Annotated in this window: 12 protein-coding genes and 2 pseudogenes; 8 read left to right on the plus strand and 6 right to left on the minus strand. The window is 66.3% G+C overall.

The annotated features are described in order from the left end of the window. Window positions 1-256: 256 nt before the first annotated feature. The gene (gene parC, locus C7I84_RS01305) at window positions 257-2,512 is read right to left on the minus strand and encodes a DNA topoisomerase IV subunit A (protein WP_106770329.1); all 2,256 of its coding nucleotides are present in this window, start codon (window positions 2,510-2,512) and stop codon (window positions 257-259) included. Window positions 2,513-2,708: 196 nt separating this feature from the next. On the opposite strand from parC, the gene C7I84_RS01310 reads away from it, so the two are divergent. Next, a complete protein-coding gene (locus C7I84_RS01310; RefSeq protein ID WP_106770330.1) occupies window positions 2,709-3,899 on the plus strand; it encodes a hypothetical protein in 1,191 nt (396 codons plus the stop codon). A gap of 433 nt (window positions 3,900-4,332) precedes the next feature. After that, complete coding sequence (locus tag C7I84_RS01315; protein WP_133170043.1) at window positions 4,333-4,776, plus strand: hypothetical protein; 444 nt, start codon at window positions 4,333-4,335, stop codon at window positions 4,774-4,776. A gap of 6 nt (window positions 4,777-4,782) precedes the next feature. Here C7I84_RS01315 and C7I84_RS01320 read toward each other — a convergent pair whose 3' ends face one another. From C7I84_RS01320 to C7I84_RS01335, 4 genes are all read right to left on the minus strand, one after another. Next, window positions 4,783-5,418, minus strand: a complete 636-nt coding sequence (locus tag C7I84_RS01320; protein WP_133170044.1) for a pyroglutamyl-peptidase I — start codon at window positions 5,416-5,418, stop codon at window positions 4,783-4,785. A 5-nt stretch (window positions 5,419-5,423) separates the two neighbouring features. Further along, entirely contained in the window at window positions 5,424-7,214 is a 1,791-nt protein-coding gene (gene aspS / locus C7I84_RS01325) for an aspartate--tRNA ligase (protein WP_106770333.1), read from the minus strand. Between the two features lie 108 nt (window positions 7,215-7,322). Beyond that, window positions 7,323-7,613: a type II toxin-antitoxin system RelE/ParE family toxin gene (locus C7I84_RS01330; protein ID WP_106770334.1), complete on the minus strand. Its 291-nt coding sequence runs from the start codon at window positions 7,611-7,613 to the stop codon at window positions 7,323-7,325. Continuing rightward, a complete protein-coding gene (locus C7I84_RS01335) occupies window positions 7,606-7,857 on the minus strand; it encodes a ribbon-helix-helix domain-containing protein (RefSeq protein WP_106770335.1) in 252 nt (83 codons plus the stop codon). Before C7I84_RS01335 ends, C7I84_RS01330 begins: the two co-directional genes overlap by 8 nt. A gap of 149 nt (window positions 7,858-8,006) precedes the next feature. Between C7I84_RS01335 and C7I84_RS01340 the strand changes: the two genes are divergently transcribed. The 4 genes and pseudogenes from C7I84_RS01340 to C7I84_RS30485 all read left to right on the plus strand — a co-directional run bounded on the left by C7I84_RS01340 (window position 8,007) and on the right by C7I84_RS30485 (window position 11,245). Beyond that, on the plus strand, window positions 8,007-9,254 hold the full coding sequence (locus C7I84_RS01340; protein WP_106770336.1) for an MFS transporter: 1,248 nt from the start codon (window positions 8,007-8,009) through the stop codon (window positions 9,252-9,254). A gap of 83 nt (window positions 9,255-9,337) precedes the next feature. Continuing rightward, window positions 9,338-10,495: a ribonuclease D gene (gene rnd / locus C7I84_RS01345; RefSeq protein ID WP_106770434.1), complete on the plus strand. Its 1,158-nt coding sequence runs from the start codon at window positions 9,338-9,340 to the stop codon at window positions 10,493-10,495. 93 nt (window positions 10,496-10,588) lie between these two features. Beyond that, window positions 10,589-10,831 (plus strand): annotated as a pseudogene (locus tag C7I84_RS01350) (BrnT family toxin); the annotation flags it as partial. A 91-nt stretch (window positions 10,832-10,922) separates the two neighbouring features. Then, a pseudogene (locus C7I84_RS30485) lies at window positions 10,923-11,245 on the plus strand (BrnA antitoxin family protein). Window positions 11,246-11,260: 15 nt separating this feature from the next. Here C7I84_RS30485 and guaB read toward each other — a convergent pair. After that, entirely contained in the window at window positions 11,261-12,763 is a 1,503-nt protein-coding gene (guaB, locus tag C7I84_RS01360) for an IMP dehydrogenase (protein WP_106770338.1), read from the minus strand. Between the two features lie 330 nt (window positions 12,764-13,093). Here guaB and C7I84_RS01365 point away from each other — a divergent pair, with 330 nt between their 5' ends. Both C7I84_RS01365 and C7I84_RS01370 read left to right on the plus strand, forming a co-directional pair. Further along, window positions 13,094-13,960 carry a hypothetical protein gene (locus C7I84_RS01365; protein WP_245428275.1) on the plus strand — a complete coding sequence of 289 codons (867 nt, stop codon included), beginning with the start codon at window positions 13,094-13,096 and terminating at the stop codon, window positions 13,958-13,960. Between the two features lie 693 nt (window positions 13,961-14,653). Continuing rightward, a complete protein-coding gene (locus C7I84_RS01370) occupies window positions 14,654-15,913 on the plus strand; it encodes a flavin-dependent oxidoreductase (protein WP_106770340.1) in 1,260 nt (419 codons plus the stop codon). Window positions 15,914-15,957: the final 44 nt, after the last annotated feature.

Raw genomic sequence — 15,957 nt, forward strand, 5'->3', positions numbered from 1 at the left:
CCGTACGCGTACACTCTTGTCGAACAGTGCCAGCAATTCGTGATGGATGGCAAGATCGGATTCCGGCGATAGCGCCGAACCCGAGCCTGTGTGCCGCCCCCCTGCCGGCGAGCAGGACGCTGTCGGAGATACTGAGCGAAACGTTGTGCCGAGGCGCTGGACGAGATTTGACAGCAGCGCCGATCGCACGGCGGACCATTGCTCGCCGCCTCAGCACGGCGGGCCATGCTCGCAATCTAGCGCGAAATTCCCGGGATCACCCGAACTTGCCGGTCCGCGGAAAACCCTTCGGCACCATGCGGCCGGCGCCGGCGCGGTCGCCCAGCCATTCGGCGAGCTCCGCCCTGGTGCGCGTAAAGGTGCGGCCGGAGGAATCCTGCCAGGTCAGGCCGTCGTCGATGGCGAACAGCTTTGCGTCGAGCACGCCGCCGTCCTTGTAGCGCTGCAGGCGCACGCCCTTGCCGCGCGCCATTTCCGGCACCTGGGCGAGCGGGAACACCAGCATCTTGCGGTTCTCGCCGACGATGGCGACATGGTCGCCGCCGACCGGCGCGCAGCGCTGCGCCTCGTCGGGCGATTTCACGTTCATCACCTGCTTGCCCTTGCGGGTGTTGGCGACCACCTCCGCCTCCGGCACGACGAAGCCGTTGCCGGCGCGCGACACCAGCAGCAGCTTTCGCGCCGGGTCGTGGACGAAGGCGGTCACGATGTCCTGGTCGTTATCCATGTCGACGATGATGCGGATCGGCTCGCCATGGCCGCGGCCGCCGGGCAGGCGGTCGGCGCCGATGGTGTAGAATTTGCCGCCGGTGGTGAGGACCAGGATCTTGTCCGTGGTCTGTGCCGGGAAAGCCAGCTTCAGGCTGTCGCCTTCCTTGAAGGTGAGCGTCGACAGGTCGCTCAGATGGCCCTTCATCGCGCGCAGCCAGCCCTTGGCCGAGACCACGACCGTCACCGGCTCCTTCTCGATCATGGCGTGGTGGATGTCGGCGTCGTCGTGCTCCGGCGCCTCGGCGAAGGCGGTGCGGCGCCGGCCGAGCTCGGGATTCTCCTCGGGCCCGAAGTCGCGGCGCGCCTTCTGGATCTGCCAGGCGACCATCTGCCACTGCTTGGCGTCGGAGGCGAGCAGCGATTCGATCTGACCCTTCTCGGCGGTGAGGCCGTCGAACTCCTTGCGGATCTCGAACTCTTCAAGCTTGCGCAGCGCCCTGAGGCGCATGTTGAGGATGGCCTCGGCCTGATTGTCGGTGAGCTCCCACCGCGCCATCATCACCTTTTTCGGCTCGTCCTCCTCGCGGATGATTTTGATCACCTCGTCGATGTTGAGGTAGGCGATCAGGTAGCCGGCAAGAATCTCCAGCCGCTTTTCGATCTCGCCCAGCCGGTGCCGCGAGCGGCGTACCAGCACTTCCTTGCGGTGGTCGAGCCATTCCTGCAGCACCGACTTCAGCGACAGCACGTTCGGCACCTTGCCGCGCGACAGCACGTTCATGTTGAGCGGGAAGCGGCTCTCCAGGTCGGTGAGCTTGAACAGCGATTCCATCAGCAGGCTGGGATCGACGGTGCGGCTCTTCGGCACCAGCACGACGCGGATGTCCTCGGCGCTCTCGTCGCGCACGTCATCGAGCAGCGGCAGCTTTCGCGCCACCAGCAGCTCGGCGATCTTCTCGATCAGCTTCGCCTTCTGCACCTGGTAGGGGATCTCGGTCACCACGATCTGCCAGGTGCCCCTGCCCTGGTCCTCGGTGGCGTAGCGGGCACGCACCCGGAAGGAGCCGCGGCCGGTCTCGTAGGCTTCCAAAATGGCGTCGCGGCCATCGACGACGATGCCGCCGGTCGGGAAATCCGGCCCCTGTACGAAGTGCAGCAGGTCGGCCACGGACGCCTGCGGCTTCTCGATCAGATGCAGCGCCGCGTCGCACAGCTCGGCGGCGTTGTGCGGCGGGATCGAGGTCGCCATGCCGACGGCGATGCCGGAGGAGCCGTTGGCGAGCAGGTTCGGGAAGGCGCCGGGCAGCACCACCGGCTCCTCGTCCTCCTCGTTGTAGGTCGGACGAAAGTCGACGGCGTCCTCGGTGATGCCTTCCAGCAGCGCCGAGGTGACCTCGGTCATGCGCGCCTCGGTATAGCGCATGGCGGCGGCGTTATCGCCGTCGATGTTGCCGAAATTGCCCTGCCCGTCGACCAGCGGGTAGCGCATGGAAAAGTCCTGGGCGAGCCGCACCAGCGCGTCGTAGATCGACTGGTCGCCATGCGGATGGAATTTTCCCATCACCTCGCCGACGATGCGCGCGCATTTGGCGAAACCCTGGTCGGGGTTGAGCCTGAGCAGCCGCATGGCATGGACGATGCGCCGGTGCACCGGCTTCAGCCCGTCGCGCACGTCCGGCAGCGCCCGGTGCATGATGGTCGACAGCGCATAGGCGAGGTAGCGCTCCTCGAGCGCCTTCTTCAGGTCGACCGGTTCTATCGAATCGCCGCCGGATCCGGCCGGCGGAAGCTCCTTGCCCATGCGGTCCGGTTATCCCAACAGGGTGATTCGCGGCAAGTCCGGATGCTGTCTTTGCAGCGGGGCCATGGCAACTTCTTGCGTTTTTCAGCGCTTTCCGGCCATTCTGCCATCAATGCCTTTTTGCCGACCAGTTCTTCGCGGACAGGACCGGGGCAAAATATCATCAGGCCGTCGCGGCCGCTCTCAGGGAACGCCCATGTCGATCCATCGCCATTTCTTCAGCAAGCTTGCCCTTTCCGCCTGCATCCTGGCCGCGGCCGCGGCGTCCGTGCGCGCGCAGGACGCCGCGCCGATCGCCGAGCGCTTCAAGCAGCTCATGGCGGTGCAGGGCATGGACATCACCTGGTCCGCCGTGAGCGGCGACGCCTCGGCCTTCTCTCTCGAAGGAACCAGGCTGGTCGTAGCCGGCAATCCGAAGCCGTTCGAGCTCGGCAAGATCAGCTTCGAGGGCGTCTCGGACGACAATGGCGGCTACCGCGTCGGAACGGTGAGCACCGAACCATTCAGCGGCACGCGTGACGGCCTGACGATCACCTCCAGCCCGTTCAAGATGACCGGCGTGAGGCTTCCCGCTCCCGGCACGACCGGCCCCCTCGCCGATCTGCTCTTCTACGAGGGCGCCGAGCTTGCCAGCCTCGACGTCAAGGCAGGCGACAAGACGGCCTTCTCGCTGCAGAACGTCACCGCCGAGATCAGCGAGCCCGCCGAAGGCAAGCCGATGGGATTCGCCGGCGCGGCGGAAAAATTCACCGCCGACCTGACGCTCATCGAGGACCCGCGGTCCAAGGCGGCGATCGAGGCAATGGGCTACCAGACCATCTCCGGCGACATGGAGATCGAGGGTTCGTGGAACCCCGTCGACGGGCGCATGGGCTTCAGCCAGTATGACGTCACGGTAAACGAGGCCGGCACCGTCGGCATGACCTTCGACTTCGGCGGCTACACGCTGGACTTCATCAAGACGCTGCAGGAGTTGCAGAAGAAGATGGCGGCGCAGCCCGAGGGAGCCGACAATTCGGCCCAGGGCCTGGCCATGCTGGGGCTGATGCAGCAGCTCACCTTCCATTCGGCGAGCCTGCGCTGGGACGACGATTCGCTGACCGGCAAGGCGATCGACTACATCGCCAAGCAGCAGAACATGAAGCCGGAGGACATCAAGAACCAGGCCAAGGCGATCGCGCCGTTCCTGGCCGCGCAGCTCAACAACCCCGAGCTTTCCTCGGCCATCACCGCGGCGGTGACGAAATATCTCGACGATCCGAAGAGCCTCGAAGTGACGGCCGAGCCCGACGCCCCCGTGCCCTTCGCGCAGATCATGGCGGCCGGCGCGGCCAACCCGACGGAGCTGACCAAGACCCTCTCCGTATCGGTGACGGCGAACGACTGAGGCTGCGTCGAATTTGCGGCGCTGACTGACAATACCCCGTCACCGGCCTTCGGGCCGACTCTCCCCTTCTCGGGCAGGGCGATCGCATATGCCGATGATGATCGTCGTTCCGGGGCCGCGCAGCGGCACCCGGAATCCAGAGCGTTGGCGTCAAAGGAAAAGCGAAACCTCGCAAATATCCAGGAATTCGAGCAGCATCGGCACTCTGGATTCCGGGTTCCGCTACGCGGCCCCGGAATGACGACGCAGGGCTGTCTGCCGCTCCGATACAACTCATATGCGATAGCCCTGCCTTCTCGGGCGAGATGTGGCCGGTCGCAAGTCGAGCGCCGATTTGGCTGCGCCACCGCAACGCCAAGCTTAATCCAAAATGCCGTCCAAATGCGGCCGCGATCCGGCGCGACATTCCGGGTCGATCAAGGGGACGATCGATATGATCAAGACCGCGCTGGTGGCCATGACGGTGGTCGGCTGCGACTGCGACGCGAACCTGTGCGAGTTCATCTCCGAGACGCCGGCGCAATGGGCGACGGTGGCCGAATGCGAGGCGGAGATGACGTCGCAGATCCTGCGCCAGGACAATTTCAGCTACCCGCTGATCTCAGGCATCTGCCGGACCATCCCGAACCCGCCCGCCCAGACCGTGACTGCCTCGGCGCCGGCTCCCGCGATTCCGCAAGCGGCGGCGCTGCAAAGCGCAGCGGAAGCGACGGATGGAAAAGCCGGCTTCTATGCCGGCGTTCTCGACGGCGGCAGCCTGGTGTTCCGCCGCACGGCCGACGGCTATGAGATGCTCACCGCCGGCGTCGACCGGACAGCCGGGGCGGCTATGGATTTCCTGCTGCAGTCGGCGGCATTGGTCCTGCCGAAGCGCTGAGCAGGCTCAATCCGCGAGCGGCCAATGCCGCAGCACTGCCGCCAGCATGATCGCAAGCCCCCGCTCCAGCTGCCGCTCGGTCAGCGCACACCCCTCGCCGACAAGCGGCACATGCACGAAGCCGCTGGCGCGCGGCGAAAAATCCGTACAGGCCGCCGCCAGCGACAAGGTCAGCGTGACGTTGCAGAGATAGCCCCCGGCATCGTCGGACCATTCGACCGGAAGACCGGCGGACACCAGGGCGTCATGGATGGCGTCCAGCGGCAGGGTCGAGGGCAGCACGGCTGGCCCGGCGCAGATCGGCCCGTCGGGCGGCGCAAAGTCCCGATTGTCCGGCCGCGCGCGGGCAAACAGGTTGCGCGCCTGCCGTTCCAGACGAAATCCGCCGCATCCTGCCGCAAGGCCGAAATGGATGGCGATGTCGGGCCGGAAATCCCGTCCGATCCCGGACAGGCGCGGACCGATCGCCGCATAGTCGACCGGCAGCAGCTCGGCCCGGAACGCCGCCATGCCGTCTAGCACGGGCGGCTGTTGCCCAAGCCGCCCAACGAGCGCCTCGGTCGGATTGACCGGCTGGTCCGGGAAAGCCTCGAAGCCAGTCACGAGGACGCGCGGCAGGTTCTTTCGACCTCCCGCGCGCATCGAAATCACCCCGGCTTCTTGTCCGCCACGACGCGCAGCGACAGCTCGCGCAACTGCGTGGTGGTCGCCGGCGACGGGGCGCTCATCAGCAGGTCGTAGGCCTGCTGGTTCATCGGGAACATGGTGACCTCGCGCAGATTCTTGGCGCCGACCAGCAGCATGACGATGCGGTCGATGCCGGCCGCCATGCCGCCATGCGGCGGCGCGCCGTACTGGAAGGCGCGGTAGAGGCCGCCGAACCGCTCCTCCACCGTCGCGCGGTCGAGCCCGACGATTTCGAAAGCCTTCACCATCGTTTCCGGCAGGTGGTTGCGGATGCCGCCGCTCGCGATCTCGAAGCCGTTGCAGACCATGTCGTACTGGAACGCCTTGATCGACAGCGGGTCCTGGCCCGACAGCGCGTCGATGCCGCCCTGCGGCATGGAGAACGGGTTGTGGCCGAAGTCGACGCGCTTCTCCTCCTCGTTCCACTCGTAAAAGGGGAAGTCGACGATCCAGCACAGTTCGAAGCGGTCGCGGTCGACGAGGTTCAACTCCTCGCCGGCACGGGTGCGCGCGGCACCGGCGAAGGAGACGAATTTCTTCGGGTCGCCGGCGACGAAGAAGGCGGCGTCGCCCTCGCCGAGGCCGAGCTGCTGGCGAATCGCTTCCGCGCGCTCCTCGCCGATGTTCTTGGCGATCGGGCCGGCGCCCTCGAGCTTGTCGCCCTCCTTGCGCCAGAAGATGTAGCCCAGACCCGGCTGGCCCTCGCCCTGCGCCCAGGAGTTCATGCGGTCGCAGAAGGCGCGGGAGCCGCCGGTCTTGGCCGGGATCGCCCACACCTCGGCCTTGGGATCGTTGGCCAGGATGCCGGCGAACACCTTGAAGCCGGAGCCGCGGAAATGCTCGGAGACCTCTTCCATGACGATCGGGTTGCGCAGGTCCGGTTTGTCGGAGCCGTATCTGCGCATGGCGACGTCATAGGCGATGCGCGGGAACTTTTGGGTGACCGGCTTGCCCTCGGCAAACGCCTCGAAGACGCCGCGCAGCACCGGCTCCATGGTGCCGAGCACGTCGTCCTGCTCGACGAAGCTCATCTCCAGGTCGAGCTGGTAGAACTCGCCCGGCAGCCGGTCGGCGCGCGGGTCCTCGTCGCGGAAGCAGGGCGCGATCTGGAAGTAGCGGTCGAAGCCCGACACCATGATCAGCTGCTTGTATTGCTGCGGCGCCTGCGGCAGGGCGTAGAAATTGCCGGGATGGATGCGGCTCGGCACAAGGAAGTCGCGCGCGCCCTCCGGCGAGGAGGCCGTCAGGATGGGCGTCGAGAATTCCGTGAAACCCTCCTCCCCCATGCGCTTGCGCATCTCGGCGATGATCTTCGTGCGCGCCACGATGTTCCTGTGCAGCGTCTCGCGGCGCAGGTCGAGGAAGCGGTATTTCAGGCGAATGTCTTCCGGATAGTCCGGCTCGCCGAAAACCGGCAGCGGCAGCTCCCTGGCCGCCGACAGCACTTCGATCTCGCCGGCATAGAGCTCGATCTCGCCGGTCGGCATGGTCTTGTTGACGGTCTCGGCGGTGCGCGCCTTGACCTCGCCGTCGACGCGGATCACCCATTCGCCGCGCACCGTCTCGGCCACCTTGAAAGCCGGCGAATCCGGGTCGGCGACGATCTGGGTGATGCCGTAATGGTCGCGCAGGTCGATGAACAGCAGCCCGCCATGGTCGCGGACGCGATGGACCCAGCCGGACAGGCGCACCGCCTGCCCGACTTCCGACTTCCTCAATTGTGCGCAGGTATGGCTGCGGTAGCGGTGCATGATCTGCTTTTCCGGCGATGATTTGCTGACCGGACCGACGCATGCGGCCCGAATTTCGCGCGGAAAAGCGCATGGGAGGTGTGGTTTGTCAAGGTGAGAAGGCGCGGCTCAAAGGTCGAGGCCGTGCAGGGCTCTTCCGTCGATCACCGTGAGAATCAGTATCGAATCGCCCTCGATCTCATAGAAGATGACATGACTGCCATGGGCATGGCGCCGCGTCGCCGTGCCAAACTGTCCGGCCAACCGGCCCATCCGAGGCTGCGTGGCGAGCAATTCGAAGCAGCCTTCCAGCCCGCCTTTGTATCTCTTCGCCTGCCGCTCTCCGAAATTCTCAACGCCGTAGATAAATATGTTCAGGAGATCGATATCAGCTCGCTCGGAAAGCCGATACCTACTCACGATAGATACCGCGCGCCTTGGCTATTTCCACGGCCTCGGCAAAAATCTGGTCCGTGGTTCTCGAACTTACGCCGCCGGCCCTGGCCTCCGCCACGACTCGGCGCAACTCCTCCAGCCGCCGCTCCTGTTCGCGCCGGACGAGATCGCGCAGATAGTCGCCGGCGTCCACGAAATCGCCGCCTTCGACCTGGGCGTCGACATATTCTTTCATCTTGCCGGGAAGTGCGACGCTTACGGTCGTCATTTCGATATCCTTCGGAACGCTTATTCGTGACAGATAGTAGATAGTTGACGCGGAAACGCAAATTGGCCCACCCCTGTCTGGCCCTGGCGCATGGTCTTCGCCGGCGACCGTCCCTATAGAGGAAAAAACTCCGGCAACGGCCGCGCTGCATGTCCGCAATCCGCCCGCTCATCCCCCTCCTGATCGCCGCGGGCATCCTGCTCGGCGGCAACGGGCTGCAGGGCACGCTGATCGCGCTGCGCGGCGCCCAGGAAGGTTTTACGCCGCCGCTGATCGGCTTGATGGGCACCGCCTATTTCGGCGGCTTCCTGCTCGGCTGCCTGGCGATCGGCCGGATCATGAAGGCGGTCGGCCACGTCCGCTCCTTCTCCGCGCTGGCGGCGATCGCCTCGGCCGGCACGTTGATGCTGGTGCTGGTCATCGACCCGCTGATGTGGTCGGCAATCCGCTTCGCCACCGGCTTCTGCTTCGCCGGGCTGTTCACCATCATGGAAAGCTGGCTCAACTCCGGCGCGCCCAACGAGCACCGCGCCCGGGTGCTGGCGCTCTACCGCATCGTCGACATCGCCTCGGTGACCGGCGCGCAGTTCCTGATCCCGATATTCGGCGCCGGCGGCTTCACCATCTTCGCGGTCATGTCGATCATGATCACGCTGTCGCTGGTGCCGGTGTCGCTCGGCGACCGCTCCAACCCGACGGCGCCGGAGGACGTCAAGCTCGACCTCGGCCGCGTCTTCCGCATCTCGCCGCTCGGCTGCATCGGTTGTATCGCCGTCGGCGTCACCAACAGCGCGTTCCGCACCCTGTCGCCGGTGTATGCGGAAGAGATCGGCATGTCGGTTGCCGACGTCGTCACCTTCGTCAGCGTCGGCATCATCGGCGGCGCCGTCATCCAGTATCCGCTCGGCTACCTGTCGGACCGCTGGGACCGGCGCATGGTGCTGCTGGTGACGACGGCGGGGGCGCTGGTCACCGCGATCGCGCTCGCCCTGCTGTCGGGCGCCGGCACTGCGGCGAACTTCATGCTGGTCTTCGTCTTCGGCTCCTTCGCCATGCCGCTCTATTCGCTGTCGGCGGCGCATGCCAACGACCGCGCCGGGCCGGGCGAGTTCGTGCTGGTCAACGCGGCGCTGATGCTGTTCTACTCCTTCGGCGCCATAGGCGGGCCCTTCTCCGCCTCCTTCGCCATGGAGCGCTTCGGTCCCGGAGCGCTGTTCGGCTTCATCGCCGCGGTCTACGCCATATTCCTCGTCCTCATCCTCTACCGCATGGGCGCGCGATCGGGCGTGCCTGCCGAGCGGCGCGGCCGCTTCACCGCGCTGCTGCGCACCTCGACCATCTTCGCCCGCCTGACGCGCCAGGCCGGCAATAACGGGCGCAAGAAGGGCGGCAAATAGCCATCGGCACAAAGCCGCCCTTGACGAAATCCGCTCCGGCTGGGAAGAAGCCGGAATACTGCGATCACCAAAGACATTTTTTGATGCACGTCATTACGACAACTTCCGAGCTCGATTCCGTCGTCGCCGCGCTGGCGAAGTCGGACTTCATCACCATCGACACCGAATTCATCCGCGAGACGACCTACTGGCCGGAACTCTGCCTGATCCAGATGGCAGCGCCGGGCGTTGAGGCGCTGGTCGATCCGCTGGCGCCGGGCATCGACCTCGCCTCCTTCTTCGCCCTGATGGCCAACGAGGCGGTCACCAAGGTCTTCCACGCCGCGCGCCAGGATATCGAGATTATTCATCATCTCGGCGACCTGATCCCGCACCCGATCTTCGACACGCAGGTGGCGGCGATGGTGTGCGGCTTCGGCGACAGCGTGTCCTACGACCAGCTCGTGCAGAGGATCACCGGCGAGCAGATCGACAAGTCCTCGCGCTTCACCGACTGGCGCCATCGCCCGCTCTCCGACAAGCAGCTCGCCTACGCGCTTGCCGACGTCACCCATCTCATCGAGGTCTACCGCCACCTCGCCGCCGAGCTGGAGCGCGAGAGGCGCGCCCACTGGGTGACCGAGGAGATGGACGTGCTGACCTCGCGCGAGACCTACGATCCAGATCCGGAGGACGCCTGGAAGCGGCTGAAGATGCGGGTGCGCAAGCCGCAGGAACTCGCCGTGCTGCAGGCCGTCGCCGCCTGGCGCGAGCGCGAGGCCCGCGACAAGAACGTGCCGCGCGGCCGCGTCATCAAGGACGACGCCATCTACGAGGTCGCCCAGCAGCAGCCGCGCGACGCGGCGGGGCTGTCGCGCCTGCGCACCATCCCCAAGGGCTGGGAGCGCTCGGCGACCGCGACCGCCCTCCTGCAGGTGGTCAATACCGCGCTGGCGATCCCCAAGGAGGAGATGCCGCGGCTGCCCAGATCCGTGCAGGCGCCGGAAGGCTCCAGCGCCGCGGCCGAGCTTCTCAAGGTGCTGCTGCGCCAGGTGGCGGAAAAGGAAGGCGTCGCCGCGAAAGTGCTCGCCTCCAGCGACGACATCGACCGCATCGCCGCCGAAGGCGAGGAAGCCGACGTTCCGGCCATGCACGGCTGGCGGCGCGCCGTGTTCGGCGAGGTCGCGGCGAAGCTGGTGCGCGGCGAGATCGGGCTGAAATTCGACCGGCGCAGGGTCACGGTGTTCGAGCTGGCGGAATAGTTCCGCCGCGCTTGGGCTGCCGGCCAACGCTGCCGCCGCCGCATCTGTTGAAAATCACACTTTAAAAGTGATACATTAAATCGTGCGGATCATTGGGACGAACCAAAGAGGTAGGTCAATCTCGCCAAGCATGGCTTTGACTTTGCCGATCTTTCGATTGAGTTCTTCCTGTCGGCCCGCGTGACGCGGACGCAGCACGATCGCCAGCTCGCCATCGGACGAATAGACGGTTCGGTCGTGATCGCCGTAGTCTTTCGTCCGCTCGGAACGGAAGCCATTTCCGTGATCTCGATGCGGCGGGCGGGCTATAGGGAAAGAAGCCGATCCAATGACTAAGCAGTGGCCCAGCTTTGTGACCGGGGACCTTGGAGATTCCGCCGAGGACGACGCCGAGATGCTTCGGCGATGGAAGGTATATGACGAGCGGATGAAAGCGCTGATCGCGGCCGGCGGAATTCATCAGGATGCCGATGGCTGGTGGGTCGATGACAAGACGGCCGAACTCATCGGTCCCGACCCGGAACTGGAACGCCCGCGCACAGACGAGGAACTCAGCAGGTTCAAACCCTTCGCGGAAGTCCACCCCGACCTCTCCGAGAGCATAAAGCGGGCGCGGGGCCGGCCACCTGTCGCCAGCCCCGACGGCAGATTTCCATCCGCCTCGACCCCGACGTCATCGAGAAGTTCAAAGCCACCGGAAAAGGCTGGCAGAACCGGATCAACGAGGTCCTGAAGCAGGCGAAGATATGACGGCCTGCCCCGCCCTCACATCCCGCCCGAATAATTCGGGCTCTCGCGCGTGATCGTCACGTCGTGGGCGTGGCTTTCGCGCAGGCCGGCATTGGTGATGCGCACGAAGGTGGCGCGCGTCTGCAGCTCGGCCAGCGTGCGCGCGCCGACATAGCCCATCGCCGCCCTCAGGCCGCCGGCGAGCTGGTGGAGCACGCCCGACGCCGGGCCCTTGTAGGGCACCTGCCCCTCGATGCCTTCCGGCACGAGCTTGAGCGTGTCGCGCACCTCCGCCTGGAAGTAGCGGTCGGCCGAGCCGCGCGCCATGGCGCCGACAGAACCCATGCCGCGATAGGCCTTGAAGGAGCGGCCCTGATAGAGATAGACCTCGCCCGGGCTCTCGTCAGTGCCGGCAAGCAGCGAGCCGATCATGGCGGCCCCGGCGCCTGCGGCCAGCGCCTTGGCGAGATCGCCGGAATATTTGATGCCGCCGTCGGCGACCACCGTCACGCCCGATTTCTGCGCCGTCTCCACCGCCGACATGATCGCCGACAATTGCGGCACGCCGACGCCCGCCACGATGCGGGTGGTGCAGATCGAGCCCGGGCCGATGCCGACCTTGACCGCGTCGGCGCCGGCGTCGATCAACGCCTGCGCGCCGGCGGCGGTGGCGACGTTGCCGGCCATGATGCGCACCGAGTTGGAGATCTTCTTGGCCCGCGTCACCGCGTCGAGCACGCGCTGCGAATGGCCGTGCGCGGTATCGATGACCAGCAGATCGACACCGGCGTCGATCAGCCGCTCGGCGCGCTCGAAGCCGTCTTCCCCGACGCTCGTCGCCGCGGCGGCGCGCAGCCGGCCCTGCGCGTCCTTGGTCGCGTTGGGATTGAGCTGCGACTTCTCGATGTCCTTGACGGTGATCAGGCCGACGCAGTTGCCGGCGCCGTCGACGACCAGCAGCTTCTCGATCCGGTGGTGGTGCAGCAGCCGCTTGGCCTCGGTCTGATCGACGGTCTCCTTCACCGTGATCAGCCTGTCGCGGGTCATCAGCTCAAAAACCTTCTGGGCCGGATCGGTGGCGAAGCGCACGTCGCGGTTGGTGAGGATGCCGACCAGCCGGCCGACCTTGTGCCCACCCGTGCCGCCGCCCTCGACGACCGGGATGCCGGAGATGCCGTGGGCGCGCATCAGCGCCTGCGCGTCCGCCAGCGTCGCGTCCGGCCCGATGGTAACCGGGTTGACCACCATGCCGGATTCGAATTTTTTCACCTGCCGCACCTGCTCGGCCTGCTCGGCCGACGAAAAATTGCGGTGGATGACGCCGATGCCGCCGGCCTGCGCCATGGCGATCGCCAGCCGCGCCTCGGTCACGGTGTCCATCGCCGCCGACAGGATCGGGATGTTCAAGTCGATGTCGCCGGCGATTCGGGTGCGGATGTCGGTCTCGCCCGGCAGCACTTCCGAATGGCCGGGCTGCAGCAGCACGTCGTCGAACGTCAGGGCGAGTGCCCCGGTTGCGGTTTCGATGATCTGCGCCATTGCCTCACCTCAAAACGTGGAGCGGGCGCTGAGGCCTTCTGGCCGGCGCCGACTCTCGACTTCCCTTTCAGGATTGGCGCTGGCTGGTACCACGAACCGGCGACCTTGGGAAGACAAGGCCACGCAGGATTGATCGAAGAGGAGAAGACAAGCGTTTCCGGTTCCTGTAAGGGCGAAACGGTCAGGCCGTGACGTTGCGTAAGGAGACGTTGGAGGCGATTTCGAGGGCGCTCGTCGTTGGAAAAACCCGTCGATTTGTCAAAACCCCCGCAGCCTGTCTCCGATGGGGCCTTCACATCGCCGGACGATCCCGCGGACACCTTGCTCCGGATGAAGTCATTCCCGCACGCGCTGCGGCTCCTGGCGGGCAGCTTCATCAAGGTTCACGAAGCGTCCCCCCGGGCCGCCGCGCTGTTCGCGACACGGCAGCGCTGGCTCCTGTGCCATGCGGCGCTGGCCCTCCATTTCCCGGCGGCGCACTCCGGAGAGCCCGGCCTGACGCGGCGGGCCTTCGGCAATCTGGCGCTTCGACACGGCATCGCCAGCCGCAACACGGCGCATGCCTTCTTCGACGAAGCGCTGAAATACGAGGTCGTCCGGCCGGCAGACGATGCCGACGGCCGCGCGGAGCGGGTCGTGCCCACGCCCGCGACCCTGTCGCTGCTGATCCATTGGTATGTCATGCATTTCCGGGCGATCGACCTGATCCATGGCGGAAACAGGACCGAGCGCTTCCTCGCCGACCCGGAAAGCATGGTCGCGCTCGTCCAGCCCGTCATGGCGGAGGCCTTGCTCTCGAGCCCCGACGTGCGCCTTCCGGGACCTCGCTACAGGATCTTCGCCTGGGCCGATGCGGGAGGCCTGCTGATGGACCGGCTGATCATCGGGATCGATCCGGACGCCAGGCCGGCACGGGACAGGTTCGTGACGGATGTGAGCGCGATCTCCCATCTGGCGCAGTCCTTCGGCCTGTCCCGTGCCCATGCCAGCCGCATCCTCGCGGCGGCGGAATCGATCGGCGGAATCGGCTGGACGGGACGGCGGGGCCGCTCGCCGATCTGGATCTCGCGCGTCCTTTACCAGGAATATGCCCGCGTGCATGCGCGCAAGCTCGTCATCCTCGACGCCGCCTTTGCCGGAGCCGCCACCAGCCCGGCATCCATCGGCGAAAATCCTGCCGGCGCAGGGGATATCTGAGCGGCCGCGATCGGCCCGATCATGCCCGCCGCGCGACAGCCCTGGCCGGACCGGGCCTGTCAAAAATGGACGCAGACGGCCGCACCGCGTTTCGATAGGTCTCGGAAAGATCGGTTTCAAGCCCAAAGCAGCGCGCTGCCAAGCGCGCGATTTGTGCTTCGAGGTAAGTCGCGTCACGCATGTGGGCGCCTGCGGATTGCCCGGCTTCGCCTCGACCCGAGATGTTGAAAAGGGGGGTGCGAATGGCGTGGTTCCACACAAAAGCCCCGGCGGAATGCCGGAGAGGACCCGCCTGCTCCGGCGGCACCTGCCGGCGACGCTGAAGGCCCAGCCGCCGGGCACGACGATCGAGCCCTCCGCTGCCCCTGAAGCCGAGCGCCGCTCGCCCTCCTTTTCCAACCTTTTCTCGAGCAGATCACTCACGCCTGGTACAATTTCTGACCGACGAGGCTGATCGATCTGCGCGACACGCCGGCCGCTTGCCCCAAGGCGGCCGGCGTTTTTCTTTTCGCGCCCGGTGAGAGATCGCGCGGATGGAAGGCGCGGCGACACCGGATTTCCCCCCGAGCGCCTGCTTCCGGTTGTCATGGCGCCTGAACACGCTACGTTGTGCGAGTTGGCACACGCCTCCGGGGGCAAGGCAAGGCCGCGGATCACCGCCTGCCGGCGGACCGAGAGGGATGGACGGTAGTCATGAAAGCGCTGATCGCAGGCGCCGGTATTGGCGGTCTCACTGCCGCACTCTTCCTGCACAGGGCAGGAATCGACGTCGAAATCTTCGAGCGCGCCGACGCCGTACGCGAGTTGGGTGTCGGCATCAACATGCTGCCGCACGCCGTCAAGGAGCTGGCCGAGCTGGGATTGATGCCCGACCTCGACGCGCAGGGAGTGAGAACGCGCGAGCTCATCTACGCCAACAGGCTCGGCCAGATTGTGTGGCAGGAACTGCGCGGCCTCGACGCCGGATACGATGTGCCCCAGATCAGCATCCACCGCGGCATGCTGCTCGGCCTGATCCATCGCGCCGCCGTCGGTCGGCTGGGGATCGGCGCCATTCACATGGGATGCCGGATCACCGGTTTCGAACAGCGGCGGGACGGTGTCTCCGTCCGGTTCGAGCGGGCCGACGGAACGCAAGGACGGGCCGACGGCGATCTGCTGATCGGCGCCGACGGAATACATTCGGCCGTCCGCTCGGCGCTACAGCCGGACGAAGGGCCGCCGATCTGGAACGGCATCATGTTGTGGCGAGGCGCCACGGAGTGGCCGACCTGGCGCGACGGGCGCACGATGGTGATCGCCGGCGGCAACCACGCCAAGTTCGTCTATTACCCCATCAAATCGGACCCCGCTCGTCCGGACATGCGGCTCACCAACTGGGCGGTCATGGCCAGGACGGGGGAAAACCATGCCTCACCTTCCCGGCGCGAGGATTGGAGCCGCAGGGCTGTCGTCGAGGAAGTGCTTGCGCTGGTCGCCGACCGGTTTCGGCTCGACTTCGTCGAGCCGGCCGAACTGATCCGGGCGACGGATGCCGTCTACGAATATCCCTGCTGCGATCGCGAACCGCTGGCCCGCTGGTCGTTCGGACATGTCACCCTGCTGGGCGATGCCGCCCATCCGATGTATCCCGTCGGCTCCAACGGCGCCAGCCAGGCCATCCTCGACGCGAAAAGCCTTGCGATGCATCTGGGCGCGGGAGCCCGGATCGAGGACGCACTCGCAGCCTACGACGCCGAGCGCCGCCCGCCGACCGCCGAGATCGTCCTTGCCAATCGCAAAGGCGGGCCGGAACGCGTGATCGACCTGATCGAGGCGCGCGCGCCGGACGGGTTCGACGACATCGAGGCGGTGGCCACGCGGCAGGAGCGCGAGGCGGTCGTGCGGGGCTACGCTTCGATGGCAGGGTTCTCGAAGGAACAGGTGAACGAGCGGCCGCCGGATCCGGCCTGATGCGCCGGCAGGTCGCGTGGGTGGCGGTTGCCGCCGCCAACCGC

This window comes from Kumtagia ephedrae (genome assembly GCF_003012745.1).
Lineage (GTDB): Bacteria > Pseudomonadota > Alphaproteobacteria > Rhizobiales > Rhizobiaceae > Kumtagia > Kumtagia ephedrae.

Coding starts and splice junctions, on each gene's coding strand:
- parC (WP_106770329.1), bottom strand. CDS start 2,512: ATGGGCAAGGAGCTTCCGCCGGCCGGATCCGGCGGCGATTCGATAGAA.
- aspS (WP_106770333.1), bottom strand. CDS start 7,214: ATGCACCGCTACCGCAGCCATACCTGCGCACAATTGAGGAAGTCGGAA.
- C7I84_RS01340 (WP_106770336.1), top strand. CDS start 8,007: ATGTCCGCAATCCGCCCGCTCATCCCCCTCCTGATCGCCGCGGGCATC.
- C7I84_RS01365 (WP_245428275.1), top strand. CDS start 13,094: ATGAAGTCATTCCCGCACGCGCTGCGGCTCCTGGCGGGCAGCTTCATC.
- C7I84_RS01310 (WP_106770330.1), top strand. CDS start 2,709: ATGTCGATCCATCGCCATTTCTTCAGCAAGCTTGCCCTTTCCGCCTGC.
- C7I84_RS01315 (WP_133170043.1), top strand. CDS start 4,333: ATGATCAAGACCGCGCTGGTGGCCATGACGGTGGTCGGCTGCGACTGC.
- C7I84_RS01335 (WP_106770335.1), bottom strand. CDS start 7,857: ATGACGACCGTAAGCGTCGCACTTCCCGGCAAGATGAAAGAATATGTC.
- guaB (WP_106770338.1), bottom strand. CDS start 12,763: ATGGCGCAGATCATCGAAACCGCAACCGGGGCACTCGCCCTGACGTTC.
- C7I84_RS01320 (WP_133170044.1), bottom strand. CDS start 5,418: ATGCGCGCGGGAGGTCGAAAGAACCTGCCGCGCGTCCTCGTGACTGGC.
- C7I84_RS01370 (WP_106770340.1), top strand. CDS start 14,654: ATGAAAGCGCTGATCGCAGGCGCCGGTATTGGCGGTCTCACTGCCGCA.
- rnd (WP_106770434.1), top strand. CDS start 9,338: ATGCACGTCATTACGACAACTTCCGAGCTCGATTCCGTCGTCGCCGCG.